This is a genomic window from Hyphomonas sp. (assembly GCF_037969335.1).
Classification (GTDB): Bacteria; Pseudomonadota; Alphaproteobacteria; order Caulobacterales; family Hyphomonadaceae; genus Hyphomonas.
Map to the genome: position 1 here is coordinate 1 of NZ_JBBKXE010000056.1, position 25,186 is coordinate 25,186.

Annotated in this window: 27 protein-coding genes and 1 other RNA gene; 11 read left to right on the forward strand and 17 right to left on the reverse strand. The window is 61.3% G+C overall.

What is annotated here, in order from left to right; all coding sequences use genetic code 11:
• Nucleotides 1–320, reverse strand: a 320-nt coding sequence (locus AADA04_RS04420; RefSeq protein WP_340692031.1) for a ribonucleotide-diphosphate reductase subunit beta, incomplete at its 3' end; no start/stop codon positions are given.
• 448 nt (nucleotides 321–768) lie between these two features.
• Between AADA04_RS04420 and AADA04_RS04425 the strand changes: the two genes are divergently transcribed.
• Nucleotides 769–2,553 carry an EAL domain-containing protein gene (locus AADA04_RS04425; RefSeq protein WP_340692032.1) on the forward strand — a complete coding sequence of 595 codons (1,785 nt, stop codon included), beginning with the start codon at nucleotides 769–771 and terminating at the stop codon, nucleotides 2,551–2,553.
• Here AADA04_RS04425 and AADA04_RS04430 read toward each other — a convergent pair.
• The 3 genes from AADA04_RS04430 to AADA04_RS04440 all read right to left on the reverse strand — a co-directional run bounded on the left by AADA04_RS04430 (nucleotide 2,500) and on the right by AADA04_RS04440 (nucleotide 4,234).
• On the reverse strand, nucleotides 2,500–2,868 hold the full coding sequence (locus AADA04_RS04430) for a hypothetical protein (RefSeq protein WP_340692033.1): 369 nt from the start codon (nucleotides 2,866–2,868) through the stop codon (nucleotides 2,500–2,502). The two genes, AADA04_RS04425 and AADA04_RS04430, sit on opposite strands and share 54 nt — an antisense overlap.
• A 95-nt stretch (nucleotides 2,869–2,963) precedes the next feature.
• Nucleotides 2,964–3,656 carry a TerC family protein gene (locus tag AADA04_RS04435; RefSeq protein ID WP_340692034.1) on the reverse strand — a complete coding sequence of 231 codons (693 nt, stop codon included), beginning with the start codon at nucleotides 3,654–3,656 and terminating at the stop codon, nucleotides 2,964–2,966.
• A 113-nt stretch (nucleotides 3,657–3,769) separates the two neighbouring features.
• Entirely contained in the window at nucleotides 3,770–4,234 is a 465-nt protein-coding gene (locus tag AADA04_RS04440; protein WP_340692035.1) for an OsmC family protein, read from the reverse strand.
• Nucleotides 4,235–4,371: 137 nt separating this feature from the next.
• Between AADA04_RS04440 and AADA04_RS04445 the strand changes: the two genes are divergently transcribed.
• Genes AADA04_RS04445 through alkB form a run of 3 tightly spaced genes read left to right on the forward strand, consistent with a single transcriptional unit; the run spans nucleotide 4,372 to nucleotide 5,704 of the window.
• Nucleotides 4,372–4,950: a 2OG-Fe(II) oxygenase gene (locus AADA04_RS04445; RefSeq protein ID WP_340692036.1), complete on the forward strand. Its 579-nt coding sequence runs from the start codon at nucleotides 4,372–4,374 to the stop codon at nucleotides 4,948–4,950.
• Nucleotides 4,951–4,961: 11 nt separating this feature from the next.
• Nucleotides 4,962–5,069, forward strand: coding sequence for a 2OG-Fe(II) oxygenase (locus AADA04_RS04450; protein WP_340692037.1), 108 nt, complete (start codon nucleotides 4,962–4,964; stop codon nucleotides 5,067–5,069).
• Nucleotides 5,069–5,704: a DNA oxidative demethylase AlkB gene (alkB, locus tag AADA04_RS04455; RefSeq protein ID WP_340692038.1), complete on the forward strand. Its 636-nt coding sequence runs from the start codon at nucleotides 5,069–5,071 to the stop codon at nucleotides 5,702–5,704. The genes AADA04_RS04450 and alkB overlap by 1 nt, the downstream gene beginning before the upstream one ends.
• Before the next feature lie 20 nt (nucleotides 5,705–5,724).
• Here alkB and AADA04_RS04460 read toward each other — a convergent pair whose 3' ends face one another.
• From AADA04_RS04460 to ffs, 4 genes are all read right to left on the reverse strand, one after another.
• Nucleotides 5,725–6,738 carry a lipid A deacylase LpxR family protein gene (locus tag AADA04_RS04460; protein ID WP_340692039.1) on the reverse strand — a complete coding sequence of 338 codons (1,014 nt, stop codon included), beginning with the start codon at nucleotides 6,736–6,738 and terminating at the stop codon, nucleotides 5,725–5,727.
• Nucleotides 6,739–6,755: 17 nt separating this feature from the next.
• Nucleotides 6,756–7,604, reverse strand: coding sequence for a hypothetical protein (locus AADA04_RS04465; protein ID WP_340692040.1), 849 nt, complete (start codon nucleotides 7,602–7,604; stop codon nucleotides 6,756–6,758).
• Nucleotides 7,605–7,977: 373 nt separating this feature from the next.
• Nucleotides 7,978–9,846 carry a ribonucleoside-diphosphate reductase subunit alpha gene (locus tag AADA04_RS04470; RefSeq protein ID WP_340692041.1) on the reverse strand — a complete coding sequence of 623 codons (1,869 nt, stop codon included), beginning with the start codon at nucleotides 9,844–9,846 and terminating at the stop codon, nucleotides 7,978–7,980.
• Between the two features lie 284 nt (nucleotides 9,847–10,130).
• Nucleotides 10,131–10,222: signal recognition particle sRNA small type (gene ffs, locus AADA04_RS04475), an RNA gene on the reverse strand.
• A gap of 139 nt (nucleotides 10,223–10,361) precedes the next feature.
• On the opposite strand from ffs, the gene AADA04_RS04480 reads away from it, so the two are divergent.
• The 3 genes from AADA04_RS04480 (at nucleotide 10,362) to AADA04_RS04490 (ending at nucleotide 13,543) form a co-directional block, all read left to right on the forward strand.
• Nucleotides 10,362–12,446 carry a S9 family peptidase gene (locus AADA04_RS04480; RefSeq protein WP_340692042.1) on the forward strand — a complete coding sequence of 695 codons (2,085 nt, stop codon included), beginning with the start codon at nucleotides 10,362–10,364 and terminating at the stop codon, nucleotides 12,444–12,446.
• Between the two features lie 4 nt (nucleotides 12,447–12,450).
• Complete coding sequence (locus AADA04_RS04485; RefSeq protein ID WP_340692043.1) at nucleotides 12,451–12,846, forward strand: globin; 396 nt, start codon at nucleotides 12,451–12,453, stop codon at nucleotides 12,844–12,846.
• 73 nt (nucleotides 12,847–12,919) lie between these two features.
• Nucleotides 12,920–13,543: a glutathione S-transferase family protein gene (locus AADA04_RS04490; RefSeq protein ID WP_340692044.1), complete on the forward strand. Its 624-nt coding sequence runs from the start codon at nucleotides 12,920–12,922 to the stop codon at nucleotides 13,541–13,543.
• On the opposite strand, the gene AADA04_RS04495 is transcribed toward AADA04_RS04490, so the two are convergent.
• Nucleotides 13,540–14,556, reverse strand: a complete 1,017-nt coding sequence (locus AADA04_RS04495; RefSeq protein ID WP_340692045.1) for an AraC family transcriptional regulator ligand-binding domain-containing protein — start codon at nucleotides 14,554–14,556, stop codon at nucleotides 13,540–13,542. The two genes, AADA04_RS04490 and AADA04_RS04495, sit on opposite strands and share 4 nt — an antisense overlap.
• Nucleotides 14,557–14,671: 115 nt before the next feature.
• Here AADA04_RS04495 and AADA04_RS04500 point away from each other — a divergent pair, with 115 nt between their 5' ends.
• Nucleotides 14,672–15,496: a DUF2306 domain-containing protein gene (locus tag AADA04_RS04500; RefSeq protein WP_340692046.1), complete on the forward strand. Its 825-nt coding sequence runs from the start codon at nucleotides 14,672–14,674 to the stop codon at nucleotides 15,494–15,496.
• 26 nt (nucleotides 15,497–15,522) lie between these two features.
• Here AADA04_RS04500 and typA read toward each other — a convergent pair whose 3' ends face one another.
• Complete coding sequence (typA, locus tag AADA04_RS04505) at nucleotides 15,523–17,355, reverse strand: translational GTPase TypA (protein WP_340692047.1); 1,833 nt, start codon at nucleotides 17,353–17,355, stop codon at nucleotides 15,523–15,525.
• 147 nt (nucleotides 17,356–17,502) lie between these two features.
• Between typA and nudC the strand changes: the two genes are divergently transcribed.
• A complete protein-coding gene (gene nudC / locus AADA04_RS04510) occupies nucleotides 17,503–18,417 on the forward strand; it encodes an NAD(+) diphosphatase (protein WP_340692048.1) in 915 nt (304 codons plus the stop codon).
• Nucleotides 18,418–18,490: 73 nt separating this feature from the next.
• Here nudC and AADA04_RS04515 read toward each other — a convergent pair whose 3' ends face one another.
• From AADA04_RS04515 to AADA04_RS04535, 5 genes are all read right to left on the reverse strand, one after another.
• Nucleotides 18,491–18,829 carry a hypothetical protein gene (locus AADA04_RS04515; RefSeq protein ID WP_340692049.1) on the reverse strand — a complete coding sequence of 113 codons (339 nt, stop codon included), beginning with the start codon at nucleotides 18,827–18,829 and terminating at the stop codon, nucleotides 18,491–18,493.
• 139 nt (nucleotides 18,830–18,968) lie between these two features.
• Nucleotides 18,969–19,481: an outer membrane beta-barrel protein gene (locus AADA04_RS04520; protein ID WP_340692050.1), complete on the reverse strand. Its 513-nt coding sequence runs from the start codon at nucleotides 19,479–19,481 to the stop codon at nucleotides 18,969–18,971.
• A 228-nt stretch (nucleotides 19,482–19,709) separates the two neighbouring features.
• Complete coding sequence (locus AADA04_RS04525) at nucleotides 19,710–20,168, reverse strand: YHS domain-containing (seleno)protein (protein ID WP_340692051.1); 459 nt, start codon at nucleotides 20,166–20,168, stop codon at nucleotides 19,710–19,712.
• A gap of 115 nt (nucleotides 20,169–20,283) precedes the next feature.
• Nucleotides 20,284–20,814 carry a hypothetical protein gene (locus AADA04_RS04530; RefSeq protein WP_340692052.1) on the reverse strand — a complete coding sequence of 177 codons (531 nt, stop codon included), beginning with the start codon at nucleotides 20,812–20,814 and terminating at the stop codon, nucleotides 20,284–20,286.
• A gap of 130 nt (nucleotides 20,815–20,944) precedes the next feature.
• Nucleotides 20,945–21,523, reverse strand: coding sequence for a carboxymuconolactone decarboxylase family protein (locus AADA04_RS04535; RefSeq protein ID WP_340692053.1), 579 nt, complete (start codon nucleotides 21,521–21,523; stop codon nucleotides 20,945–20,947).
• 137 nt (nucleotides 21,524–21,660) lie between these two features.
• Between AADA04_RS04535 and AADA04_RS04540 the strand changes: the two genes are divergently transcribed.
• Nucleotides 21,661–22,554: a LysR family transcriptional regulator gene (locus AADA04_RS04540; protein ID WP_340692054.1), complete on the forward strand. Its 894-nt coding sequence runs from the start codon at nucleotides 21,661–21,663 to the stop codon at nucleotides 22,552–22,554.
• Here the strand turns inward: AADA04_RS04540 and AADA04_RS04545 are convergent.
• Nucleotides 22,551–23,387: a prephenate dehydratase gene (locus AADA04_RS04545; protein WP_340692055.1), complete on the reverse strand. Its 837-nt coding sequence runs from the start codon at nucleotides 23,385–23,387 to the stop codon at nucleotides 22,551–22,553. The two genes, AADA04_RS04540 and AADA04_RS04545, sit on opposite strands and share 4 nt — an antisense overlap.
• Nucleotides 23,388–23,542: 155 nt before the next feature.
• On the opposite strand from AADA04_RS04545, the gene AADA04_RS04550 reads away from it, so the two are divergent.
• Complete coding sequence (locus AADA04_RS04550; RefSeq protein ID WP_340692056.1) at nucleotides 23,543–24,334, forward strand: c-type cytochrome; 792 nt, start codon at nucleotides 23,543–23,545, stop codon at nucleotides 24,332–24,334.
• Here AADA04_RS04550 and AADA04_RS04555 read toward each other — a convergent pair.
• Nucleotides 24,331–25,185: an NlpC/P60 family protein gene (locus tag AADA04_RS04555; protein ID WP_340692057.1), complete on the reverse strand. Its 855-nt coding sequence runs from the start codon at nucleotides 25,183–25,185 to the stop codon at nucleotides 24,331–24,333. The two genes, AADA04_RS04550 and AADA04_RS04555, sit on opposite strands and share 4 nt — an antisense overlap.
• Nucleotide 25,186 lies beyond the last annotated feature (1 nt).

A 25,186-nucleotide genomic window follows, 5' to 3' on the forward strand; every position in this document is an offset into this window, starting at 1 on the left:
GTCTCCATATTGGAGAAGCTGGCCAGCATCATGGAGACCTCTGTCGGCTTGAACAGGGGCATGTAGTTCGTCATGTAATTCGCGCCGACCTCGATGTCGGACTGCGTGAAGAAGCGAAAGATCTGGGTCAGCAGGTTGCGCTCGCCGTCGGTCAGCTTGACCGCCCAGTCCTTGCAGTCCTCACCCAACGGCACCTCTTCGGGCATCCAGTGGACCTGCTGCTGCTTTTTCCAGAAGTCATAGGCCCACGGGTAGCGGAACGGCTTGTAGGCAAAGCTGGGGGTCAGCAGTCCTGGCAAATTCTTGGTACCGTCAGCCATTGGGGCCTCCTTGGGTGTTCATGTCGATGTCTGGAGCAATATACACCACATATAGTGCTTCATTCAGGTTAATGGCGCAAGATGTTCCGGTAACCTCTGCGACACTTGTCCACAGGGATGCCCACAGGAAATATGGCCGCAACGCACTTTCGGACACTCTACGCTGAGACGACCCTACGCCATTTGCCGAACAGAGTCCCCCACGCAGATTGCCTGTTCCTGGTGCCATTCTGGCATTTGAGCGCGTGTTTGCGGCGCCGCCGGCAAGGTTTTGATTCTCGCTCCGATTGCACACGGCGCAAATATCACCCGCTGGATTAGCGAATTAGTTATACTGTTCAGGGTAGTAAGCATTCATGGGCGATTTCAATCACAGGGCACCACCGACCGGCTTGCCGGTTCGGCAGACCCGCGTTTGCGCGTCGGGCACGTCGGCGGGGGATGTGACATGAATAATCTCGAACAACTGCAGCAGGTCTTCGATGCGCTGCCCTATCCAGTGTTTGTCAAAAATGCCCAGCACCAGTGGATTTATGGCAACAAGGCCTTCGACGCGCTGATGGTCGGCAAGGACTATCTCAACAAGGATGATCGCGACTTCTTCCCTGCTGACCAGGTCAAGGTTTTCTGGACCGAAGACCGGCGGGTCTTTGCCGGCGAAGAGAGCATCAACGAGGAAGAGATCGGTCCGGACGTTTTTGCCCTCACGCGCAAGGTGCCTTTCAAGTTTCCTGACGGATCGACAGGGCTTGTCGCCATTATCCTGGCCTCAGTCACCACGACAGAAACACTGAACTCGACCAAGGTGAATTACGAGGCCGAAATCAGGGAAGCCGACGTTCAGTTGCAACGCCTGCGCGAGAGTTCGGCGCGCCGCGCACTGGAACTTGAAGATCGCCTGTCGCTGGCCGAGATGCAGCAAAAGTTGACGATGACCATGGCGCAGACCGATTCTGCGACAGGACTGAAGAACCGGCTCGGCTTCGAACAGGACCTCGCTGCCTCAGTGGAGACCTACACGGCCAAGGGCAAGCCTTTCGGCCTTGGCATCATCGATCTCGACCGATTCAAGCAGATCAATGACCGTTACGGCCACCCAACCGGCGACCTTGTGCTGAAGACAGTTGGGCGACGCCTGACTGAGTTGGCGGATGTGTTCACAGTCGCCCGCTGGGGCGGCGACGAATTCGCGATCCTGACCGAAATCCATTCAGATGACCCCAAGTTAGAAATGGAAGGCCTCGAAGAGGCCTGGAAATTTGTGTTCCGCCCGGTACGGGCCGCAGGTCGGACGATCGAAATTTCCGGATCGGTCGGATTTTCGGTTTTCTCTGAAGATGCGCACAGCGCCGACGAACTCATGCGCAATGCCGACGTCGCCCTGATCATCGCGAAGCGGAGCGGCAAAGGTATCGTACAAATCTTCAACCAGAAAATCCGTGACGGCCTGTCGCGGCGAATGCAGCTTGTCCGTGACTTGCCCGACGCGATTGCAAACGGTGACATCAAGCCCTTCTACCAGCCGATCATGATAGCCGAAAGCCGGAAGGTCTGCGCTGTCGAGGCCCTGTCGCGCTGGACCCATCCGGCCTTTGGACCGGTCAATCCGGAGGAATTCTTCGATCTTGCCCACGAGTGCGGCCTGAGTACCGAGCTCGACGCATTGGTGCTCAAGACGGCATGCGGCGACGTCGGCGGCTGGCTCAAGGATGGCACGTTCGCCTACCTGTCCGTGAACGTCTCACCGATGGATGTGGTTGCGCCCGACTTTGCCGAGCGATTCCTCGCCAGCCTGGCGCAGACCGGCACCAATCCGCACAATATTTGCCTGGAGATCGTCGAATCCGCAATCGTCGGCGATGTGAATGCAGCGCGCGCCAATATTGAACGCCTGAGCAAGGCCGGCGTGATGATCGCCCTCGACGATTACGGTACAGGATTCTCCAATTTGCGCGCCCTGCTCGACCTGCCGCTGGACGCGCTCAAGATCGACCGGTCCCTGATCCAGGGTATCGGGTCGAACAACAAGGCCGCAGACCTGCTGACATCGATCATGCAGCTGGCCAAGACACTGAAAGTGCGCGTCGTCGCGGAAGGCATCGAGACCAATTTGCAGTCAGCCTTTGTCACGTCTGCCGGTTGCCACCTGCTGCAGGGATTCCTGTTCAGCCAGGCCATGTCACGCGATGGATTGAAAGCGTGGCTGTCCACGAGCCAGCAAAAGGTCGCCTGACAGGGCCTGATCGGTGGCCGGGCCGATGGCGTTCGGGCCGGGCATGTCGCTGGACGGACCTTGGAGCGGGACGGTCGCGTCCGCGAACTCCACGACCGCTTCGCCCTCCAGCCTCAACTCGGCGGCCAGCGCGCGGCGAAAGACGACCACAGTGAGCACGCACAGGCCCGCGACCGAGAGGCCGAGCCCGGTATTGATGATGACCTGGCTGGCATGAAGCTCGGACAGGGATGTCCAGACAGTTGTCAGCGCTACGATGGCCGTGATCTCCATGATGAGGAGGGTCATGACCAGGGCTTTCGGGAAGCGGCCCATGTGAGTTTCATTTTCCGTGAGAACACCAGCAAGCGCTGGCACACGCATATTATCTGCCTGTCGCGTGCGGCCTGCAAGATGGATTCGTCAGACGCCTAGTGCCCGGTATTGCAGGCCGCCGGAACGCCGATGTCGAGCATCGGCAGGCCTTCATTGCAGAGTTCAAGACCGCCCTGCCACATCATGTGGAGTGCAACATAGAGAATCACTGCCAGGCCGACAAAGGCAATCCAGCGATGGCGCGTCAGGATGCGGGCGATGAAGGATGAGGCGAGGCCCATCAGCAGGATGGACAGTGTGAGACCGAACACGAGCACAACCGGGTGTTCGCGCGCCGCGCCTGCGACGCCGAGCACGTTGTCGAGCGACATGGAGACGTCGGCGAGAATGATCTGGGTGACGGCGGCGCGAAGGCTCTTGCCGGGAGCCTGACCGGCTACGGTGCCGTCGCCATCAAGGTCTGCGGCGGCAAGCGCCTCTTGTGCGGCATGGGCGGCGCTTTCGCGCAATTCGCGCCACATTTTCCATGCGACCCAGAGCAGGAGGATGCCGCCGGCAAACAGTAGGCCCACGATCAGGAGAAGCTCTGCCGCGATGAGCGCGAAGGCGATGCGCAGGACCGTGGCGGCGAGGATGCCGATCAGGATGGCCTTGCCGCGCTGGTGTTTGGGCAGGCCAGCGGCTGCCATGCCGATGACGACGGCATTGTCGCCCGCGAGCACAAGGTCAATCGCGATCACGGCGAAGAACGCCTGAATCATTTCGGGCGTCAGGAAATCGAGCGTCATGGCGGGAAGGTTTTCCGGGCCGGGTAATCGGGCAATGCTGTCGGCTTCGTTATTCAGATGGGGGCAGTCGCGCCGGGCGACAATGCGGCATCTGTTGAATCGGGCCCCCTCGCCTAGGAGTTGGCTGTGTTTGTCGTGATTTCCGTCGTGGTCGAATTGGCGATGAAGCAAAGTTCGTGCGCCTGATGGTGCAAGGCTTCGATCTGGTCAGCGGACGGGCCCGGCCCCTCATAGCTGACGACCGGATTCAGCGTCACCCGGGTGATCGCCATGCGACCGGCCGCATTCTTGCCCAGCACGCCGACAGCGTCGTCTTCATAGGTGTTGACGACGAAGCCCGCATCGCGCGCCTTGTGGAGATAGAACAGCATGTGACAGCTGGAGATCGACGCGACAAAGGCCTCTTCCGGATCGACATTCTCGGCGACCGAATAGGGCAGCGGGACAATGTCGGGCGACGCAGAGGCCGGCACTTTGAGGCCTCCGTCAAATTCCCATTCATGCGCACGTGAGTGCTTGTTGGCCGCAAAGTCATCATCGCCGCGCGACCATCTGACGATGGCTGTATGTTTGCCCATGTCCGGTCTCCAGGATGTGCGTGTTACGGGTGCCGCTGTTTAGCCGCGCAAGGGCGCCCATATCAAGCCGCATGAATCGGAATGCGGGCACGGCCCTGCCAGACTAAACCCGGCTTCATGAACTTGCAGGAGGCAACATGGGCGTCGCGAATATTGACTGGGCAGCCGTCGGGACGGCGCTGGATCGACAAGGCTTTGCCTCGCTCGGCACGTTGCTGGATGTGGAGGCTCGGGCCGCGCTGGCCGGTGCGTTCGGAGAGGACGCACCCTATCGCAGCCATGTGCATATGGCGCGACACGGGTTCGGGCGGGGTGAGTACAAGTATTTCCGCTATCCCCTGCCCTCGCCCATCGCGGGCCTCCGCACGGCGCTGTATCCGGGCTGCGCCGCCATTGCGAATCGCTGGGCCGAGCGGATGCGGCTGGATGTGCACTATCCAGCGGCACATGTAGATTTCCTGGAGACGTGCCATGCGGCGGGACAGGAACGACCGACGCCGCTGATCCTGTCGTATCGCGAAGGCGACTATAATTGCCTGCACCAGGACCTGTATGGCGGGATCGTTTTTCCGCTGCAGGTCGTTATCCTGCTGAGTGAACCCGGTAAGGAGTTTGACGGAGGTGAGTTCGTGCTGACCGAACAACGGCCAAGGATGCAGTCGCGTGCGCATGTCGTGCCGATACGCGCGGGCGTAGCCATTTTGTGTTTGCGGTGAACGAGCGGCCCGTGAAAGGCACGCGCGGCGACTATCGCGTGAAGATGCGCCACGGGGTGAGTACGCTGATCCGGGGCGCGCGGTTTGCGACGGGGATCATTTTCCATGATGCGCTGTGATGGCTGACCTGCTGAGCGGATTGCGGCCGGGCGAGAGCTGGCATGGCGAGGGCGTGCTGCATCTGCCGGGCTTTGCCGATGCGCCGGTCCTGTGGGATGCGCTGCAGCCTGTACTGGCGGCGGCGCCGTTCCGGCATCTGGTGACGCCGGGCTGCAAGACCATGTCGGTCTCGATGACCAATTGCGGCGAGGTCGGCTGGGTGTCTGACCGGACCGGCTATCGCTATGATGCGCTGGACCCGCTGAGCGGGCGGACATGGCCGGACATGCCGGATGTGTTTCGCATGGTGGCACGGCGGGCCGCAGCGGCGTTTGGCGCGCCGGACTTTTCTCCCGATGCCTGCCTGATCAATTGCTATGAGGTCGGTTCGCGCCTGACGGCGCACCAGGACCGGGACGAGCAGGATCTTGGCCAGCCGGTTGTGTCAGTCTCGCTCGGCCTGCCCGGCCGGTTCGTGATTGGCGGCGCGCAACGGGCAGGACCAAAGCAGGCCGTGCTGCTGGAACATGGCGACGCGCTGGTATTCGGGCGCAGTGCGCGGCTTGCCTATCATGGCGTCCTGCCGGTGAAGGCGGGCACACACGAGATGACCGGTCCGCGTCGGATCAGCCTGACCTTCCGCAAGGCGGGGTGAAGCGCCCTTCGCTCGACGCTTTAATGCGCAATCGAGATTGAGAAGGCGCCAAAGCGTTGCGGCGTGACCTGGGAATCGAATTCCTCGGTGCGGTTCACATAGGTGAAGGCGAGCTGGACTTCGCGATAGTGGATGGCGAGGCCGGCCTGAAGGTCGCCGACGAAATCCTTGCGGTCGTCAACGCGCGGGCCATCGCGAAACAGGTTGCCATCGAGGAACATGTCCCGGCCGATGGCCCGGCCGCTGGCGCCGATAAACAAATAGCCGCCCATCGGGTTTTCGTCAGTGCCGGGGATGAACTCGCCCGCCCCCGAGAGCGCCGGACGGATGCGCGGCGGGCCGAAACTGGAATCAAGGTCCCAGCCGATCCGGGCGGTCAGGCCGGATGATGCATAGGTGCGCACATTGCCGAGCGCGCCGCCGACATCGAAACCGAGATCGGTTTCAACGCCGAGCGGCAGCGTCGGCCCCGGGAACCGATGCAGGCGCTGGACAATGATCTCGATACCGACTTCGTCGCGCAGCTGGTTGGGCCAGCCCTGCGCCTCGGCCACGCCGATGATGCGGTGGAAATTGTTCTGGACGAATTCGCCGCCCGCCGAGGGACCGACGATTCCGAGATTGACCTGCAGCGTGTCCTGCGTGTTGGCGCTGCTGCCGACAATCGTGCCGGAGGCAAACAGCCAGCCAGCATAGGGCCGGTCGGTTGGATCTGGCACGACCAGCGTTTTGTCCTCTGGCGTGAAGATGACATGGCTGAGCGCAAAGCCCTGGCGCAGTTCCTGGCGTTCGAGGTCGAGGAACGGGATACGGTCGGCCACCCATTCGAGCGCCGGGAAGATCTCGTCGGCGCCGGACACGCGTTCGATGCGCAGCCCATTGGAATAGTTGCGGTCGGTGCCGCCGCCGAACTTGTCGTTCTCCACCGTGAGCGAAGTCACGGCAGGTTTTTTGACCTCCTGGGCGTGTGCCAGGGGCGCAACAAAAAGGGCCGCGACTAGCGCGGCCCGAAAACGTGTCTGGGCCATCATCATGGCCGGTGCCCTAGCACCTATCGGCGCATGGTGAAACTTACACCTGCGAAATCTTCAGTGTCGCTGATGGAGCCGTTCCGGTCCTCATATTTCACTTCGCGGCGGATGTAGCTGAGCGAGAGTTCGCCGCCCGCCCGCTGGATCGACACACCAGCCTGCATATCGCCCACAGTGACCTGATCGGTCAGGGACATATCGTTGAGATTCGGGGCGAAACTTGTATTGCCGGCATCCCAGACGAGGGCTTCGCCATCGGCACCGGCGAAGATGTACCAGCCTTGTGGCTGGCCGTCCTTACCGAGAATGTTGAAGTCACGACCGATGCGGACCTCACCACCGACGCGCTGGCTTTGCAGTTCGCCTTCTTCTCGCACGGCAATGCGGGGCGCGACTCCGACGTCAAAGTTGAGGCCGGTCATTGCCATGGGTGCCGAGAACGCGACTTCGGCGGCAATGTCTTTCTCGATCTGGGTCGCGCCGGTCAGGCGGGCCTTGCCGCGCTCTGCGGTGATCGCAAGCAGGGCCGGGCTGCCGGTCCAGGCAAGTTCGGGCAGGTCGGACGGAACGATACCGGCCGAGATGCCGAAATTGGCAGGAGTCGCACCTTCGAATGTTACAACCGGTGCTGGCCGAGCGCCCATGACCGTGCCCGAAAACCGGGCGGGCGAGCCATCGACGACATGAATGGAGATTGTCTCGGGCGAATCGGGCTGAACCGGGCTCGTACCGAGCGCTGTCGGAACGGCCATCGTCATGCCGAGCGTTGGCGGCACGGCTGGTTCTGACCGGACGAAATCATGCGGGGACGTCGAGACGCAGCCCTGGCAGGCCAGCGTCAATACTGTAGAGGCAACTGCGAATACCATACGCCTGACACCCTTCATGGCTAATCCTCGTAAGCTTGCGCCCGTTCGAAGATTACACCCCAACCCACTTAATGTAGCATAAAGGACACACCATGCCCAAACGCCTTTCACTCAACAAAGATTAATTCTGGTTGATATAACGCTAACCTGTAGTTTTGGTTCCACAACCCGAATACTGCAGGCATTTTCTCGCAAAATGCAGGCCACATCGGGCCGTGGCGCCATTAACCTGTAGATATATTTGTTGGAATTGCGGCAAGTGACGCGACGCGCGCCTGATTTTCAGGCATCGGCTTTTCCACCTATGACAGAAAAGCGGCCAGCCCCATTCAGAGCTGGCCGCTTTGCTGTTCATGGTCGGAATGGCCGTCACCTACTGGCAGGCGAGACACTCGTCATAGTCCGTGTTCGGCGTGTCGAGGGTCTGGCCTTCGATCCGCTCAGAGCCGGCAAAGGCCGCACGCTGGACCGACTTGGACCGGCAGTAATAGAGCGACTTCAGGCCGCGTTCCCACGCCGTCCAGTGCAACATGTGCAGGTCCCACTTGGACACGTCGCCCTTGAGGAACAGGTTCAGCGACTGTGACTGGCAGATATAAGGCGTGCGGTCGGCTGCAAGCTCGATGATCCAGCGCTGGTCAAGCTCGAAGGCCGTCTTGAAGACATCCTTCTCGTGCTCGTCGAGGCAATCGAGATGCTGCACCGAGCCTTCATGCTCGAGGATCGAGGTCCAGATCTCGTCGCTGTTGAGACCCTTCTGGTCGAGCAGGGCCTCGAGCTGCTGGTTCTTCACCGTGAACGAGCCCGACAGCGTCTTGTGTGTGTAGACATTGGCCGGGATCGGCTCGATGCCGGCCGAGGTGCCGCCGCAGATGATCGAGATCGAGGCGGTCGGCGCAACGGCCATCTTGTGGCTGAAGCGGGCCATCATGCCGACATCGCGGGCATCCTCGCAGGGGCCACGCTCCTTGGCGAGCTTGACCGAGGCGGCATCCGCACCCTGGCGGATATGCTTGAACATCTTCTCGTTCCAGACCTTGGCCATGGCGCCTTCCATTGAGACGTTCATCGACTGCAGGAAGGAGTGGAAGCCCATCAGGCCGAGACCGACCGAGCGCTCGCGCTTGGCGGAATAGACGGCGCGGGCCATTTCCGGCGGCGCACGCTCGATGAAGTCTTCGAGCACGTTGTCGAGGAAGCGGAAGATGTCTTCGAGGAAATGCTCGTCTTTCGACCATTCCATGAATTTCTCGGCATTGACCGAAGAGAGGCAGCAGACGGCTGTCCGGTCCTGGCCGCGATGGTCGATACCGGTCGGCAGGGTGATTTCCGAGCAGAGGTTCGACTGGGTGACCTTGAGGCCCAGCTTGCGCTGGTGGGCCGGCATGGAATTGTTCACCGTGTCCGTGAACAGGAGGTAAGGCTCGCCGGTCTGCATGCGCAGCTCGAGAATCTTCTGCCACAGTTTGCGGGCATTGATGGTGCGGACAACTTCGTTGGATTTCGGGCTGATCAGGCCGAAGTCTTCGTCCGCGCGGACCGCTTCCATGAAGGCATCGGTGATGTTGATGCCGTGGTGCAGGTTGAGGCTCTTGCGGTTGAAGTCGCCGGACGCCTTGCGGATTTCGAGGAATTCCTCGATTTCCGGGTGGTGGCAGTCGAGATAGCAAGCCGCAGAACCACGGCGCAGCGAGCCCTGGCTGATCGCAAGGGTGAGCGAGTCCATCACGCGGATGAACGGGATGATGCCGGACGTCTGACCATTCTGGCCGACCTTCTCGCCGATCGAGCGGACATTGCCCCAATAGGTGCCGATGCCGCCGCCATTCGAGGCGAGCCAGACATTCTCGGTCCAGGTCTCGACAATATCGTCAAGCGAATCGCCGACCTGGTTGAGGAAGCAGGAAATCGGCAGGCCGCGGGACGCGCCACCATTCGACAGGACGGGCGTCGACGGCATGAACCAGAGTTTGGACATATAGTCGTAGAGGCGCTGGGCGTGTTCGGAATCATCGGCAAAGGCCGTGGACACACGGGCGAACATGTCCTGATAGGACTCTCCGGGCAGCAAATAGCGGTCTTTCAGCGTGGTCTTGCCGAAATCCGTCAGCAGCGCATCGCGGGACGGATCGGTCTTCACCGGAGCGCCTTCAACCACGCGCAGTTCCGCCTCGGCACCTGCTTTCGGCTTGCCTTTACGCGGCGCGGATTTGGTCACAGACTTGGCTTCGGATGCAGACATGTGCAGCCCTCCGGTTTTATTGAATATATATAGGAACTGAAGCCCCCGGCGGCCAGATATGGCCCCCAACTTCTCTCCTGACACAACATATAGTGTCGGAAGGTTAACATGCGGTCAACGGGGCAATACTTAAAACCGTCAAAAAGGGCGTGGAATTCCGGTTAACAAGCAGTTAAGCCATCCCGAGATCACCTGTCCAGACAGACGAATACGTATTCCACAATTCGTGCAGCACGCGACTGGTTGTCGCGAAATAATCTGAGATGGACGAGAGAGGGAAAAGGCGGAGACAGGCGAACGACCCGGGCTGAAATCGTTGGGGCTGCTTCGTTCCCGACCTGACCCGATTGGCGAATGGCCCGTCCGCCACCTGCCTCCTCCGGGTTATATGCGCGGGGAGGCCGCGAATCGCAAGTGCAGGAGTGAGTCGGTGGGGGTGCGTCGTTGAGTTTATTGTCCGCGTGGACGCCCTCGTGCTATTTCTCGGGTTCCAGACACGCATGAAGGGGTGAGCGATGAAATTCCGGCATATCATGATGGCAGGGGTATCTGTCCTGCTTGCGGCAGGCGGCGCGGCAGCGAAAGAGGATGAGGCCCCGTCCACGCGCTTCACGGCAGACCGCGTGTTCGACATGGAATATGCGTCCGATCCGCAAGTCTCCCCGGACGGCAAGACGGTCGCCTATGTGCGCCATTCCATGGACCGGATGACCGACAAGGATACCGGCCAGATATGGACCCTGAGCCTGGCCGACGGCTCGAACCGCCCGCTGGTGACCGGCGTTGCCGGCGCAAGTTCGCCGCGCTGGTCGCCGGACGGCACGCGGATCGTCTATGCGACGGCCACCGACGGCAAGCCGGAAGTACGCGTCTTCTATCTCGACACCGGCCGCAGCTTCCCGCTCGCGCAATTCCTCGAAGCTCCGTCCGAGACGGTCTGGTCGCCGGACGGCAAGCATGTCGCGTTCAGCATGTTCGTGAAGGGCGAGACACCAAGCTTTGCCAAGGCACCGACACCGCCCGAAGGCGCGAAATGGAACGATGGCGTCAAGGTCATCGACAGCCTGACCTTCCGCTTCGATGGCGCTGGTTACCTGAAAGACGGCGCGACACAGGTCTTCGTGCTGCCGGTCGATGGCGGCACACCGCGCCAGGTGACATTCGGCAAGGCCGACATGTCGGGGCCGGAATGGCTGGACAATGATACGCTGCTGGTCTCGGGCAATGCCGCCGAGGACCGCGACCTCGATCCGGTCGAAAGCGAAATCTATGCGGTGGAACTGGCCGACCTGTCGGTGACGCCGCTGACCAGCCGCGACGGGCCGGATACCGACCCTGTCGTCTCGCCGGACGGCAAGACAATTGCCTATCGTGGATTCGACGACAAGACGCTGTCCTACCAGCAGGCCGATCTTTACCTGATGGATGTCGACGGCACGAACGTCCGCGCACTTGCGGCAGACTTCCCGGGTGACATTGGCGAGACGGCATGGGCGCCGAATGGCAAGAGCCTGCTCGTCCTGTCGGAAGACCATGGCGTGCTCACGCTGTTCAACGTGGACCTCAAGGGCAAGGTATCCGAAGTGGTGACCGGCATTGGCGGCGGCTCGATCGGCCGGCCCTATGCTAATGGCAGCTTCTCTGTCAGCGGCGGCCGGAAACCGGTCGTCTCCTACATGGCCGGCTTTGCCGACCGCCCCGCCGAAGTGGGCGTGGTGGGCATTGACGGCAAAAACCCGAAAGTGCTGACCGCGCTGAATGCCGACGTGCTGCCTTATCTCGACATGGCGAAAGTCGAGGAGATCAAGGTCACGTCCAGCGCTGACGGCCGCGAGATCGAAGCCTGGGTCGCTTTCCCGCCGGACTTCAAGGCGGATGGCAGCTTCCCGTTGGTCCTGGAAATCCATGGCGGGCCTTATGCCATGTACGGCCCCTTCTTTGGCAGTGAGATTCAGCGCTATGCGGCCGAAGGCTATGTCACGGTCTGGTCGAACCCGCGCGGCTCGACCGGCTATGGCGAAGACTTTGCCCTGCTGATCGACAAGGCCTATCCGGGCAATGACTATGACGACCTGATGAGCGTCGTGGACGAGATGGTGGCGCGCAAATATGCCGATCCGGAACGCCTGTTCGTGACGGGTGGTTCGGGTGGCGGCATCCTGACGGCATGGATCGTGACAAAGACCGACCGGTTTGCCGCAGCTGCGTCGATCAAGCCGGTGATCAACTGGATGACGATGGCCCTGGCCGGCGACATCGCGCAGGTCGTGCGGCGCCACTGGATACGGGCCGAGCCCTGGTCGGACCCTGAGGCCTTCCTCAAGTTCTCGCCGATCCGCTATATCGACAAGGTGGTGACGCCGACGATGATCATGGTGGGCGAGGAAGACTATCGCACGCCTGCCTGGGAGGCCGAGCAGTTCTACACGGCGCTCAAGATGCGCGGTGTAGATACGGTCTATGTCCGCGTGCCGGGTTCGCCCCACGATATTGCCTCGCGCCCGAGCCGCCTGATTGCCAAGACGGACAATATCATGGGCTGGTTCGCCAAATATGATCCGGCGAAAAAGGACGCGGCAGACAACGGCGAGGACGATTAGCGCCATGTCAGACCTCGATCTCATCCTGCAGAGCCTTGAGGCCCTCGCCGAACGCGAGGGCGACCCGGCGCCCGTGATCTATGCCCGCCTGTTCGCCGACCATCCCGATCTCGAACCGCTATTCCTCATGGATACGGATGGCGGCGTGCGCGGCTCGATGCTGCAACAGTCTTTCGACTGCCTGATCGATGTCGCCGAGGGCGGCAGCCTGGCGCCGGTCATCCTCGGGGCCGAACGCGTGAACCACGGCACCTATGGCGTGCCGGACAACCTGTTCGACGCCTTCTTCACCACGATCCGTGATTGCGTGAAAGCGGCGATGGGGACGGACTGGACGGCGGAGACGGACGCGGCCTGGTCACGCCTGCTGGCGCGCACGGAGGCACTGGCGGATGCATAGGGCGCCATAGACATCCCTTGTGCGCCGACCCGCACCGCTGCACTGTTTCGAACTTGTGGCGGAGGAGTGCAGAATGATCCTGATCGGCATGTATGACAGCCCGTTCGTGCGGCGTGTGGGGATTGCCCTGCGCCTCTATGGCATCGCGTACGACCACCGCGCCTGGTCCGCGTTTGACGATGTCATGAAGATCATGGCCTACAACCCGCTTGTGAGGGTGCCGACGCTGGTGCTGGACGATGGCGAAGCGTTGATCGACAGCGCCGCCATTCTCGACGCGCTGGACGAGATGGCCGGCCCTGAGCACGCCATGATGCCACATAACGGACCGCCGCGCCGTGCGGCACTGAAAACCTGCGCACTGGCCTCTGGCATCGCCGACAAGGCGGTGTCGCTGGCCTATGAGCGTCATGTCCATGAACGGATGGACCCGACCTGGATCGAACGCTGCGCCGGACAGATCACCCGGGTGATGAATCAGCTGGAAATTGCCCGCGCCGCACAGACCACGCCCTTCTGGCACGGCGACACGATCGGGCATGGTGACGTGATGGTGTCGTGCGCGGTGACGTTCATGCGTGATGCGCTGGCGCGCGATATGGACCTGTCGCCCTGGCAGGCGCTGAAACGCCATACCGACATGTGCGAGGACCTGCCGGCTTTCCGGGAGGCCTACATGACGTTCAAGATGGGCTAGGCTTTTGCGACCTGTCCGGGGCGGGTGCCGGTCCAGCGGTGGAAGGCCCGCGAGAAAGACGACGGATCCGAGAAGCCGACCAGGTAGGCGGTCTCGTTGACCGACACTTTCTCACCGGAGAGGTAATGCAGGGCCATCTGGTGGCGCAGGGAATCGAGCAAGGTGTCGAAGCTGGTGCCTTCCGCCTTGAGCTGGCGGTAGAGGGTCTGGCGGCTGACACCGATGCGCGCGGCGACACTGTCCATGGTGACATCGCCTGTGTGCAGGACCGGCAGGATGATTGCCTCGACGCGCGCCGCGACGCCCTGGGACGCATCAAGGGATTTCATCAATTCATCGGCCCGGGCGCTAAGCGAGCCGAACACGTATCGCGGCGCCTTGGACAGGCGCAGCGTGAAGAAGGCCTCGGTGATCTCCATGGCATTGCGAGAGGCGCCGAAGGTGACGGGCACGCCGAGAATGCGTGCATAGTCATCGGCATAGGCCGGAGCGGCATGGGTGACTTCAGCCGAGCAATAGAGCGGGGTATCCGGAAAAAAGTACCGAGTGCCGCAGATGAAGCGGCCAAGCGTCGACTCGGTGAGTTCGGGGAATTCGTTGGGGTTCTTGCGCGTGTCGATGATGAAGGCGCGGCTGCCTTCGCGCGTGATGACGAACCGGTCGCCATCCGACGGTGCCGTGGTGTCGATGACCAGGCGGCCATAGCGGTTCATCTGGCGGAAGGCTTCCGGCATGTCGGGCGCCGCGTGGGTGATCAGGCCCACGATTGTCAGGTCGTTGAATCGCACGGTGGATCCGAACAGGAGCCCCAGCATCGGTTCGCCGGATAATTCCTTGCCCGCGCGCATGAGCGTCTTAAAGGCCGTCAGCGGAATACGCGTGTCGGCGTCGGCGAGGTCAGCCTCGGCAATGCCTGCGCGGGCGAGCAGGGCCTCACGTGGCGCGCCATGCGACACGGCGAGGTCGAGCAGGGCCGAGGCATAGCCGGCAGAGACAGTGGCGCTGGCGGTCATCGGGAAACGGCCAGGCTGTTACTGCACGTCATGATTATGTCGCCAAGTGTCATGGGGAGAGGGTCGCCCGTCCGGTAAGTTGTCGCAAGACTATAACGACCGGAGTGAACACGAAATGACCGACAGCGCCGCCCTCCCGCGTTCGCGCGCCCTGATCGATCCGCGAAAGGCATTGTCCTTTGCCGGCGCCGTGTGGTTCACGGCAGCCGCGATCGGCCAGCTGGCCTTCGTGCTCTATATCGCCGCTTTCTATTACGTCTCCACGTTCCTGGGTGACTTCGAGCGTATGGACGGGCGTGTAATCCACGGCTTCATCAGCGGCGACGTGCTGGGCAACGCCCTGTTCCTGTCGCATGTGCTTCTGGCCTTCTGGATTACTGCGAGCGGGCCGCTGCAACTCATCCCGCAGGTCCGCAACCGGTTCCGGACCTTCCACCGCTGGAATGGACGCTTTTACCTGACCGTCGCCCTGCTCACGAGTTCAGGCGCCCTCCTCCTCACCTACCTGCGCCCGCATTTCGGATCGTTTGCCTTGCTGGTCGTGAACACGGCCGACGGCGTGCTTATCATCGCGTTCGGATGCCTTGCCCTGCGGGCGGCCCTGCAGCGTCGCTTCGACGACCATCGGCGGTGGGCCCTGCGCATGTTCATCGTGGTCAGCGGCGTGTGGTTTTTCCGGCTCGGCTACGGATTCTATTTCTTCATCACGGCAGGCAAGATGCCGGGATCGCACAACCTGACCGGACCGGCCGACATTGCCGTCGCCAGCACATGGATCGTCGCGCTGCTGGGACTGGAATTCTACCTGTTCGCCCAGAGACGCCGGTCAGGCGCCCTCAAACTGACAGCAGCCGCGATGGCGATCGCGGCTGCTGGAGCAGTTCTGGTGAGCAGCTATTTCGCCGCCCAGATGTTCTGGCTGCCGACGCTGGCGTCCTGAAGGCCGCAGCGCCGGGTTAGCCGGATCTAGTGGTCGGCGTTGGATTTCGCGCGACGCTTGCGCTCGTGCGGATCGAGATAGATCTTGCGCATGCGGATATTGGTTGGCGTGACCTCGACCAGTTCATCATCGGCGATATAGGCCAGCGACTTTTCAAGCGTCATCTGGAGCGGCGGCGTAAGGCGGACAGCCTCATCCGTGCCCGAGGCGCGCATGTTGGTCAGTTTCTTGCCCTTGAGCACGTTCACTTCGAGATCATTGTCGCGATTGTGCTCACCGATGATCATGCCGGCATAGACCTTGTCGCCGGGATGGATGACCATCGGGCCACGGTCTTCGAGGTTCCAGAGTGCGAAAGCAACAGCCTCGCCCTGCTCCATGGCAATCAGAACGCCGGTGTGACGGCCCTGGATACGGCCCTTGTGCGGGGCATACTCGTGGAACACGCGGTTCATGATGGCGGTACCGCGCGTATCCGACATGAGTTCGCCCTGATAGCCGATCAGGCCACGGGTCGGCGCATGGAAGACCATGCGTGTGCGTCCAACGCCCGAGGGGCGCATGTCGAGCATGTCGGCTTTGCGCTCGGAGAGTTTCTGCACGATGATGCCGGAATGCTCGTCGTCGACGTCGATGGTGACTTCTTCGATCGGCTCGAGCTTTTCGCCGTTCGGGCCTTCCTGCATGACGACCTGCGGACGCGAGACGCCGAGTTCGAAGCCTTCGCGGCGCATCGTCTCGATGAGGACGGCGAGTTGGAGTTCGCCACGGCCAGACACCGTGAAAGCTTCGGCATCGGTGGCGCGATCGACCTTGAGGGCGACGTTGCCTTCAGCTTCCTTCAGCAGGCGGGCCCAGATGATCCGCGAGGTAACCTTGGTGCCTTCGGTGCCGGCGAGCGGCGAGTCGTTGACGCGGAAGGTCATAGAGATGGTTGGCGGGTCAATTGCCTGGGCTTCGATCGGGATCGTGACGGACGGGTCGCAGAACGTGTCGGCGACGTTCGCCTTGGTCATGCCGGCGAGCGAGACGATGTCACCTGCGACGCCTTCGTCGACGGGCACGCGCTCAAGGCCGCGGAAGGCGAGCACTTTCGATACCCGGCCCTGCTCGACGAGCGAACCGTCGCGGGCGAGAACCTTGATCTGCTGGTTCGGCTTGACCGTGCCGGAGGAAATACGACCGGTCAGGATACGGCCGAGGAAGGGATCCGAGCTGATCGTGGTGGCCAGGAGGCGGAACGGGCCCTCCTCTACCATCGGCGTTGGCACGTGATCGACGACCATCTGGAACAGAGCGTCCATATCAGTGGTCGGGTTTTCGTAGTCTGTGTTCATCCAGCCCTGCTTGGCCGACCCGTAGAGGATGGGGAAATCGAGCTGCTCATCGGTCGCGTCGAGATTGGCGAAGAGGTCGAAGACTTCATTGATGACTTCGTCGGGACGGCGCTCGGGCTTGTCGATCTTGTTGACGGCCACAATCGGGCGCAGGCCAACCTTAAGGGCTTTGGAGACCACGAACTTGGTCTGCGGCATCGGGCCTTCAGAAGCATCGACGAGCACGATGGCACCGTCGACCATCTGGAGGATACGTTCGACTTCACCGCCGAAATCGGCGTGGCCGGGCGTGTCGACGATATTGATGCGGTAGCCATTCCACTCGACCGAGGTGGTCTTGGCGAGGATCGTGATGCCGCGCTCGCGCTCGATATCATTGGAATCCATGGCGCGCTCGACGGTTTTCTCGTTTTCGCGATAGGTGCCGGACTGTTTGAGCAGTTCGTCGACCAGCGTGGTCTTGCCGTGGTCAACGTGTGCGATGATCGCGATGTTGCGCATTTTCTCGATGGACTGGGACATAGGGACTTTAGGCTTTCGGGAGGAGGAATCGGGTGTCTGGCGCGCGCACTAGCCGAATATACGGGTTTTGGCCATGGGGGATGGGCATGATGACATCAGGCGGCTAAGCAATTCCCTTCCCTCTCAAAGCCGGTAGTGTCCCAATCCATGACAAATTCAAACGATATGCCGCTCGCGGCGAACCCGCTCGATCGCGCAGCGCATCACCGTACAGACGAAGCCTGGCTGGAAGCGGCCATGCAGCAGGACAATGTCCTGTTCTTCCTGATGCGTAATGGCGAACCCTTTGTCGAAAAGCAGGGATTGTTCTGGATGGGCCCCGAGGCGCGCAAACTGTCACCCGCTGCGCCCTGGCTGTTCATGGGCGAGGACAAGACCGGCGCGCCGGTCTTCGCCCTGAACCTGCCGCCGAAATTCGATGTCGACTCGTCCCTGATTGCCGGTGTCGGAAGCTTCGGTGAATTCCGCATGGCGGTGGGAGCGATCTCGGCCATGGAAGCCAATCTTGTTTCAACCGCTCGCAGCCTGTTCATGTGGCACGCAAGTCATGGCCATTGCGCCAAATGCGGTGGACGGGTCGGCGTGGTCGAGGCCGGTTGGAAAAGCCAGTGCCCGGAATGCGGCGCCGAGCATTTCCCGCGCACCGATCCCGTCGCGATCATGCTGGCGGTGAAGGACGGCAAATGCCTGATCGGTCGTCAGGCGATGTGGCCCGCAGGGTTCATGTCGTGTCTCGCCGGCTTCTGCGAGCCGGGCGAAACGATCGAACAGGCCGCGGCGCGCGAGCTTTTCGAAGAGGCCGGTATCGTGTGCGACCCGGCCAGCGCGGAATATGTCGCCTGCCAGCCCTGGCCGTTCGCCTCATCGCTGATGATCGGACTGATTCTCGAAGCCGAAAATTTCGAGATTACGGTCGATAAAACCGAGATCGATGAAGCAAGGTGGATCACACGCGCCGAAGCACGTGAAATTCTTTCCGGCAAACATCCTGAGCTTTTGTGCCCGCCCGCAATGGCAATTGCCCATCATATATTGAAGACTTGGGCTCTTCGGGACGATTAATCGTATACGGATCACTCAAACCCGCTCGCGCGTCAGGTGAAAATCAAGAGTTGATTTCCCGCGAATCACAATATTATTGGCTCGCCACTGACAGGAGATCGGAAATGGCAATTGCAAAGAAAAAGCCGGCCGCTAAAAAGCCGGCAGTGAAGAAACCAGCCGCTAAGCCGGCAGCAAAAAAACCTGCTGCCAAACCGGCAACCAAGACTGCTACGAAAACCGCTACTAAACCAGCGGCGAAGAAACCAGCTGTTAAGAAGCCGGCCGTCAAAAAGCCTGCTGCCAAAGCTGCTGCGAAACCAGCCGTGAAAAAAGCTGCTGCAAAGCCAGCCGCCAAAAAGCCTGCTGCAAAGAAGCCGGCTGCAAAAAAGAAATAAGTCTGCGGACGAGAATTCGGAAAACGGGCGGGCATGACTCGCCCGTTTTTTTGTGCGCGAATGGCGCATTCCGTCGGTGGAATGGAACCCCCGCACCCTCTACGAGCGCGGGGGCCATCCTGCCGGGCAGTCAATCAAGGGCTGCCCGCCCGACCGGACCCTTACTGGCCAGACCTAGAACTTCAGAACGTAGGCAACGTCGATCACGTCGATCGAGTCGTCATAGTCGAGATAGGTATAGCCAACGCGGATGCCCTGGTTGGGAGCGAAATAGTAGTCGCCGCCAATCCCGAGCGCCGCAGCATCGTCATCGGCGGAAGCAGACACGCCGCCAGCCGAGGCTTTGATCTCAGTGCTCACATAACCGATCCGACCGAACACGTCGGCCTTTTCGGCGAAGGGAATCCGGCCCACGGCATAGGCACCGTAGGAGTTTTCGAGTTCAACGTTCGCATTGATGCCACCAATCGTTGTGGATTCATCAGCAATGCCGACGCCTGCTTCGATTTCCGCACCGAGAAATTCGTTGAAGTTGTAGCCTCCACGCAGCTGGATGGCACCGAGGTCGGCATCGTCCGCGCTATAGTTGCCGTAGCCGATCGTGCCGTAGAATCCGGTGTCCTGCGCGAAGGCAGGGGCAGCGGCGAACGCAACGAGGGTGATGGCCGTGGTAAGTGCAAGTTTCATGGGAGGTATTCCTTTTGTTATCCCGTCTCCGGGAGACCGGAATCTAGCGATTGATTGTGGCAAGTTGCATGAATTCGGATTCATGTTTGCATGCGGAAAGAATGTGTTGCCGCCGTGCAACGCGCCGGATTCCGGAGCTTGAGAATTCAGGGAAAAACAGACGGCCCGCCTCTCGAAAAGAAGCGGGCCGCAGGTAATTTTCGATTCAGATATGTGGCGGAAACTGCCTTATTGGTTAAGGGCGGACCATTCCGTATCGGCTTTTGAAATAAAGCCGGGAATCGCGGCATTCCATTTATCCTGGATGTCGAAATTGTAATTCAGGTAGAGCTTGCCATCGACAATCTTCCAGTAGCGGGCGTCACCTTTTGCGTACTTGCCGTCAGCCATGGCCCAAGCGCAGTAGCCGCCATATTGCGGCGCATAAGCCGCCGGATCGGCGATGAACGCATCGCGGTGTTCAGCACTCGTGAACTGGAAGTTGGCGCCGTTATATTCGACGGTGAAATCCTTCGACCCTTTGGCGGGCGCTCCGGTCTCGAAATAGGCGACAGGATCATAGCCCTGCAGGGCGGTCGTGGAGAAGCGGCCGGTATAGATGGCTGGCTCTGCGGTCGCAGCCGGCGCGAACGCCAGGGCGGGTGAGAGGGCGAAGGCGGCGGCGATGAGAAGGGGACGAAGTTTCATGTGCGTTCTCTTGGAATTGCGGTGAGGGAAGTAGGGTCGCCGAGACCTCTGGGAGGGACGTTCGAGGCAGGAAGGGGGAGGCCTCGAATGAAGGTCCCGGCGACCGGGCAAAAACTCAGACGGGGTGAATCCGGGTTTTTGCAAACGTGTTGGGCGATGCGACGCCGGGGCCCGGCAGGATCGCTTCGCGGATGCCGCCCAATATGGCGAACAGGGTCTTTCGCCTGATGATGAGAAGCGCCACCGAACCGACCCATACCGTGACGGCCATGGCGAACAGGCCGCCGCCATCATTGTTCGGATCGATACCGAGCGGCGTGAACAGGTGGAAGCTCACCGCACCGCTCATGACAGCGACGGCGATCAGGGCACCGAGCGTCTGCAGGCGGCGAAAGGCTGTAAACACACCCAATAGAAGACAAGCCGACGCGACCAGTTCGGCCGAACCGATGACGTACTGGCTGAACAGACCGGTCTGCGCGAACAGCCCCCCTGCCCCGAAACTGTCGGCCCAGGCATCCAGCCGACCAAAGATGACCTGCGTTTCAGGGGCATTGGTGAACTTGTAGCGCAAGCTGTCCAGGAACACGGCCGAGGCAATGAGGCTGAATACGTGCGGTGCGTAGTTCTTGATCTTGTCGAACATTATGACCGTCCCTCTCAGGTTTCTACGTGCAAGGTCTCACGAAGCGGTGCTCGCGGGCAAAGCAAACGCCTGTGAGCCGGACCCACGATTGCGTGAGCGCGAAGTGTGCGGTGCATACTTAACGTCGACCTCAGGAACCGTCCCCGGCGCAGGCGCGCGTGCAGGGTGCCCAGGCATACGGCTTGTACTCCTTGTTGAGAGGCGTCTCGGCGACATGGTTGGCATAGTTCGACATCGTCTTGAGGGCGACGCCAAGGACAACGCCGAGAATGGCGGCCTTTTCCCAGCCCGCGCTCAGGAATACCGAGACGTCCGTGTCCGATACGAAGCCGCGCTGATGCACCATGCGGCGCGTGAAGACGTGCAGAGCTTCCAGTCGCGGGTCAGCTATCCTTTGATTGTTGCGCACTGCTTCGATGACTGACGCGTCCAGACCCTCAGCCGCCGCTGCCGCCGAATGCGCTGCCACGCAGAAATGGCAGGCGTTCTCGATGCTGACCGTCAGTTGCACGACCTGGCGCTCCAGTGGCGAGAACCCCGCGCCATCGAACATGCGCGACAGGTTGAGATAGCCCTCAAGCGCCGCGGGATTTTCTGCCAGAACACCCAGCATGTTCGGAATGATTCCGTTTGCTTGCCTCACCTGCTCCAGCAAGGGTCGCGCAGCCGGTGGTGCAGTCGTCTCGTCGTGAATATTCAGGTCGCTCATGGGACAGCTTTCTCGATCAGGGGCAGACCAAGTGGCAGGGTCGGCCTTGTTGGGTGAGATTTAGGCGCTTTTGCCCTTCGCAGAACGCTGACACACCCCATATGCATCATTCGAAATACGCATAGGAGGCCCTGGGGGTGGACCGTATTGATGCCATGCGCCTGTTCATTCGCGTTGCGGATGCAGGCAGCTTTTCCAAAGCCGCAAGCGATCTTGGCCTCGGCCAGCCGACCGTATCGCGGCGGATCCAGGATCTCGAGGCGAGTCTCGACGCCGCCCTGTTCCTGCGCACGACACGATCGCTCAGCCTGACAGAGGCCGGTGAACGGTTTTACAAGCGTGCCGGCGATATTCTCGCCGAGTTCGACGATGCCGAGGCCGAAGCGCGCGGACTGGACCATGAGCCTGTAGGCCTGCTGCGCATTTCGTGTGTCTCATCCATGGCGCGCCTCGTGATCGGGCCACGGATTGCGAGCTTCATGAAGCTGTATCCCCATGTGCGCGTGGATGTCCTGACCGATGATGCCTATACTGATCTCGTTGGCGAAGGCGTTGATCTCGCGTTCCGGATCGGCACGCTGGTCGATTCCAGCCTGATGGCCAAGAAGGTCGGCGAAGCCCCCCGGGCGCTATGGGCAGCACCCGACTACCTCAAGGCCCGGGGCACGCCGCTACATCCTCGCGACCTGGCTCAGCATGACGCGGTCATGTTCCGCCAAACCGCAACCAATGAATGGGTGCTGTCGCGCGACGGCGAGACCGTCAGCGTCAAGGTCGATGGGCGGTTCAAGGCCTCCTCGGGAGACCTCCTGCTGCAGGCAGCGCAGAATGGCCTTGGCCTGTTCCTGTCCGCCAGCTGGCTTGTCTCGGACTGCGTCAATGATGGCAGCCTGGTGCGCGTCATGCCGGAATGGACGGCGACACCGAGTCCAATCCATTGCGTGTGGACGTCCGGCAAGCTGCGCGGCAAGGCCAAGCTGTTTGCCGAACATGTTGCTGACGCGCTGCGATTCGAAACGCCGGCCTGCTAGAATCCGACGGTTGGTTTCGCGGGAAACACGCCGAGGAGTTTCAGCGACTGCGAGAAGAAACCAAGCTCTTCGAGTGCGTTCTGGACCGGGCGCTCGTCGGGGTGACCCTCGATCTCGGCATAGAATTGCGTCGCCGTGAATGAGCCGCCGATCTGGTAGCTCTCGAGCTTGGTCATGTTAACGCCATTCGTCGCGAACCCGCCCATGACCTTGTAGAGTGCCGCCGGAATGTTGCGGACCTCGAACAGGAAGGCGGTCTTGGCCGGTCCCTGCCCGGCTTCAATGTCGGATGGCTCGCGGGCCATGATGATGAAACGGGTCGTGTTGTGGGCGGCGTCCTCAATATCTTCGGCAAGAATATCGAGACCATAGACCTTGGCGGCGAGGCGCGGCGCGATGGCCGCGATGGACCGGTCGCCGCCTTCGGTCACTTCGCGTGCGGCGCCAGCCGTGTCCGCAGACGTCACGGGCTCGATATTGTGAGCTCTCAGGAAGTTGCGGCACTGGCCGAGGCCCATGATGTGGGACCGGGCCTTGCGGATTTCCTCAAGTTTGACGCCCGGCAGGCCCATCAACTGGAAGCGGATCGGCAGGTAGTGCTCGCCGACGATCTGAAGGCTGGTCGTGGGCAACAGGTAGTGGATGTCGCCAACGCGTCCGGCGATCGTGTTTTCCACTGGAATCATGGCGAGATCGGCCTCGCCCTTCTCGACGGCGGTGAAACAATCTTCGAACGTGCGGCAGGGCAGCGGCGACAGGCGCGGATAGGCTTCGTTGCAGGCAATATGCGAATTTGCCCCAGGTTCTCCCTGGTAGGCGATGTGATTGGCCATTCGGCGTCCTTTTTACCTGTCCTACGTGCGTCGGATCGCCGCGACGAAAGGAGAAGCGCCCCTTCCTCACAGCCTTTATGTTGTCTGCACTCCGTTAGCGTGCCAAAAGGCGCGCGCCAAGACACATGACCAGATAGATTCGAAGGAACGCCTCCATGGGAGAACTCGGTGTCAACAAGATCCTAGGCGCATTGCTCGCCACTGCGCTCGGCCTGATGGCCCTGCATCAGCTTTCGGGCATCGTGTTCAGCCATGGTGAAGACGAAGGCCATCACGGCGAGGAACACGCTGAAGCGACCTCAATGAGCGATCAGATGTGCGCAAAATATGCCTATTGCGTCCAGGTCGCGGGCGCCGCTGGCGCCAGCGCACCGGTTGAAGAAGTGTTCGACCTGGGTGCAGCGCTGGCCAGCGCTGACGCCTCCAAGGGCGAACGCGCCTTCAAGGCCCAGTGCGCCACCTGCCACAATATCGCCGATGGCGGCGCCAACGGAACCGGCCCGAACCTGCATGGTGTGGTCGGGGCGGCCAAGACCGTGCATCCCGGCTTCACCTATTCTGCCGCCCTCTCAGGCATCGGTGGCGAGTGGACCTATGAAGAGCTGAACCACTGGATCAACAATCCGAGCGCCTATGCGCGTGGCACGTCCATGTCGTTCGCTGGCCTGCGTCGTGATTCGGACCGTGTGAACGTGATTGCCTATCTGGCAGCGAACTCTCCGAACGCGCCTGCGCTGCCTGCGCCGCTGGCCGCTGAACCGGACGAAGCCGTGCCAGCTGAAGGCGAAGCCGCACCTGCAGAGGGTGAAGCTGCCGCGACAGAGGCTGTGGAAAGCGATGCCCCGGTCGAAACGGCTCCGGACGCACCCGCTGAAGACGCGCCAGAAGCAACGGCGGCCGAATCAGCGCCGGCAGAAGCGCCTGCCGCTGAAGAAAGCCACAACTAGGCGGCTGATTCAGCCATCCAGCGGGGCACCTGTCCCGCAACACGATCAACATCAATACGCCGGGCCCCTATGGGCTCGGCGTATTGCGTTCTGATCCTGATGATTGCGTCTTCGAGCGGTTCACAGGCCGTGGCCATGTGCCAGGCGTTCGCGTGCAGGAGGTGCTGGCCGTCGGTCATGATGCCGACATGGCCTTTCCAGAACACGAGATCACCGCGTTTCAGGGCATCTGGTACTGTCCAGTCTGCTATCTCTTCCCCGGCCCAGGCGAACTGCATGTCGCTGTCGCGCGGCAGGAGGACACCCACGGCCTCGAAGGCCTGCTGGGTGAGGCCGGTACAGTCGAGGCCGAGACTGTCGCGTCCGCCCCACAGGTAGGGCGTGTTGAAGTAGCGCTCAGCGACGGTGACCACGTCGGCGTCGCGCGCATCCTGCGAGGCAAGATGGCGCGTGTGGATCCAGCCGGCCTGCGCGCAACTGGCATAGTCGCCATCGGTACCCGTGACCGTGACGCGGGCACCGAGGCTGAGCATGACCTTCACGGGCGATTTCAGATCAGGCGCGGCATAGGCAAATGTGCGCAAGGCTGCCACTTTATGGGTTGGCGGGGCGATTGCCGGTGACAGCGCGTCGGACCGCATCCAGCCGACATAGTGATCGCGATGGCACCGAATGCGGCTGAAAACACCCTGCCGGTCAAAAACATCGACACTTTCGCCAAAAAGGACCTGAGTCGCGAGGCGCGCTGCTGCATCCGGGGCTTCGCGGACGGCGGCCGTGCCGACCACCACGTCAAACACCGTGCTTTCGCCTGCAGGGCGGGCAAGGCGGCTATCAGTCAGGTCGGGCATG

Coding starts and splice junctions, on each gene's coding strand:
- AADA04_RS04520 (WP_340692050.1), bottom strand. CDS start 19,481: ATGAAACTTGCACTTACCACGGCCATCACCCTCGTTGCGTTCGCCGCT.
- AADA04_RS04535 (WP_340692053.1), bottom strand. CDS start 21,523: ATGAGCGACCTGAATATTCACGACGAGACGACTGCACCACCGGCTGCG.
- AADA04_RS04525 (WP_340692051.1), bottom strand. CDS start 20,168: ATGAAACTTCGTCCCCTTCTCATCGCCGCCGCCTTCGCCCTCTCACCC.
- typA (WP_340692047.1), bottom strand. CDS start 17,355: ATGTCCCAGTCCATCGAGAAAATGCGCAACATCGCGATCATCGCACAC.
- nudC (WP_340692048.1), top strand. CDS start 17,503: ATGACAAATTCAAACGATATGCCGCTCGCGGCGAACCCGCTCGATCGC.
- AADA04_RS04500 (WP_340692046.1), top strand. CDS start 14,672: ATGACCGACAGCGCCGCCCTCCCGCGTTCGCGCGCCCTGATCGATCCG.
- alkB (WP_340692038.1), top strand. CDS start 5,069: ATGGCTGACCTGCTGAGCGGATTGCGGCCGGGCGAGAGCTGGCATGGC.
- AADA04_RS04440 (WP_340692035.1), bottom strand. CDS start 4,234: ATGGGCAAACATACAGCCATCGTCAGATGGTCGCGCGGCGATGATGAC.
- AADA04_RS04465 (WP_340692040.1), bottom strand. CDS start 7,604: ATGGTATTCGCAGTTGCCTCTACAGTATTGACGCTGGCCTGCCAGGGC.
- AADA04_RS04480 (WP_340692042.1), top strand. CDS start 10,362: ATGAAATTCCGGCATATCATGATGGCAGGGGTATCTGTCCTGCTTGCG.
- AADA04_RS04430 (WP_340692033.1), bottom strand. CDS start 2,868: ATGGGCCGCTTCCCGAAAGCCCTGGTCATGACCCTCCTCATCATGGAG.
- AADA04_RS04460 (WP_340692039.1), bottom strand. CDS start 6,738: ATGATGATGGCCCAGACACGTTTTCGGGCCGCGCTAGTCGCGGCCCTT.
- AADA04_RS04445 (WP_340692036.1), top strand. CDS start 4,372: ATGGGCGTCGCGAATATTGACTGGGCAGCCGTCGGGACGGCGCTGGAT.
- AADA04_RS04555 (WP_340692057.1), bottom strand. CDS start 25,185: ATGCCCGACCTGACTGATAGCCGCCTTGCCCGCCCTGCAGGCGAAAGC.
- AADA04_RS04435 (WP_340692034.1), bottom strand. CDS start 3,656: ATGACGCTCGATTTCCTGACGCCCGAAATGATTCAGGCGTTCTTCGCC.
- AADA04_RS04470 (WP_340692041.1), bottom strand. CDS start 9,846: ATGTCTGCATCCGAAGCCAAGTCTGTGACCAAATCCGCGCCGCGTAAA.
- AADA04_RS04545 (WP_340692055.1), bottom strand. CDS start 23,387: ATGGCCAATCACATCGCCTACCAGGGAGAACCTGGGGCAAATTCGCAT.
- AADA04_RS04550 (WP_340692056.1), top strand. CDS start 23,543: ATGGGAGAACTCGGTGTCAACAAGATCCTAGGCGCATTGCTCGCCACT.
- AADA04_RS04530 (WP_340692052.1), bottom strand. CDS start 20,814: ATGTTCGACAAGATCAAGAACTACGCACCGCACGTATTCAGCCTCATT.
- AADA04_RS04425 (WP_340692032.1), top strand. CDS start 769: ATGAATAATCTCGAACAACTGCAGCAGGTCTTCGATGCGCTGCCCTAT.
- AADA04_RS04490 (WP_340692044.1), top strand. CDS start 12,920: ATGATCCTGATCGGCATGTATGACAGCCCGTTCGTGCGGCGTGTGGGG.
- AADA04_RS04495 (WP_340692045.1), bottom strand. CDS start 14,556: ATGACCGCCAGCGCCACTGTCTCTGCCGGCTATGCCTCGGCCCTGCTC.
- AADA04_RS04515 (WP_340692049.1), bottom strand. CDS start 18,829: ATGCCCGCCCGTTTTCCGAATTCTCGTCCGCAGACTTATTTCTTTTTT.
- AADA04_RS04485 (WP_340692043.1), top strand. CDS start 12,451: ATGTCAGACCTCGATCTCATCCTGCAGAGCCTTGAGGCCCTCGCCGAA.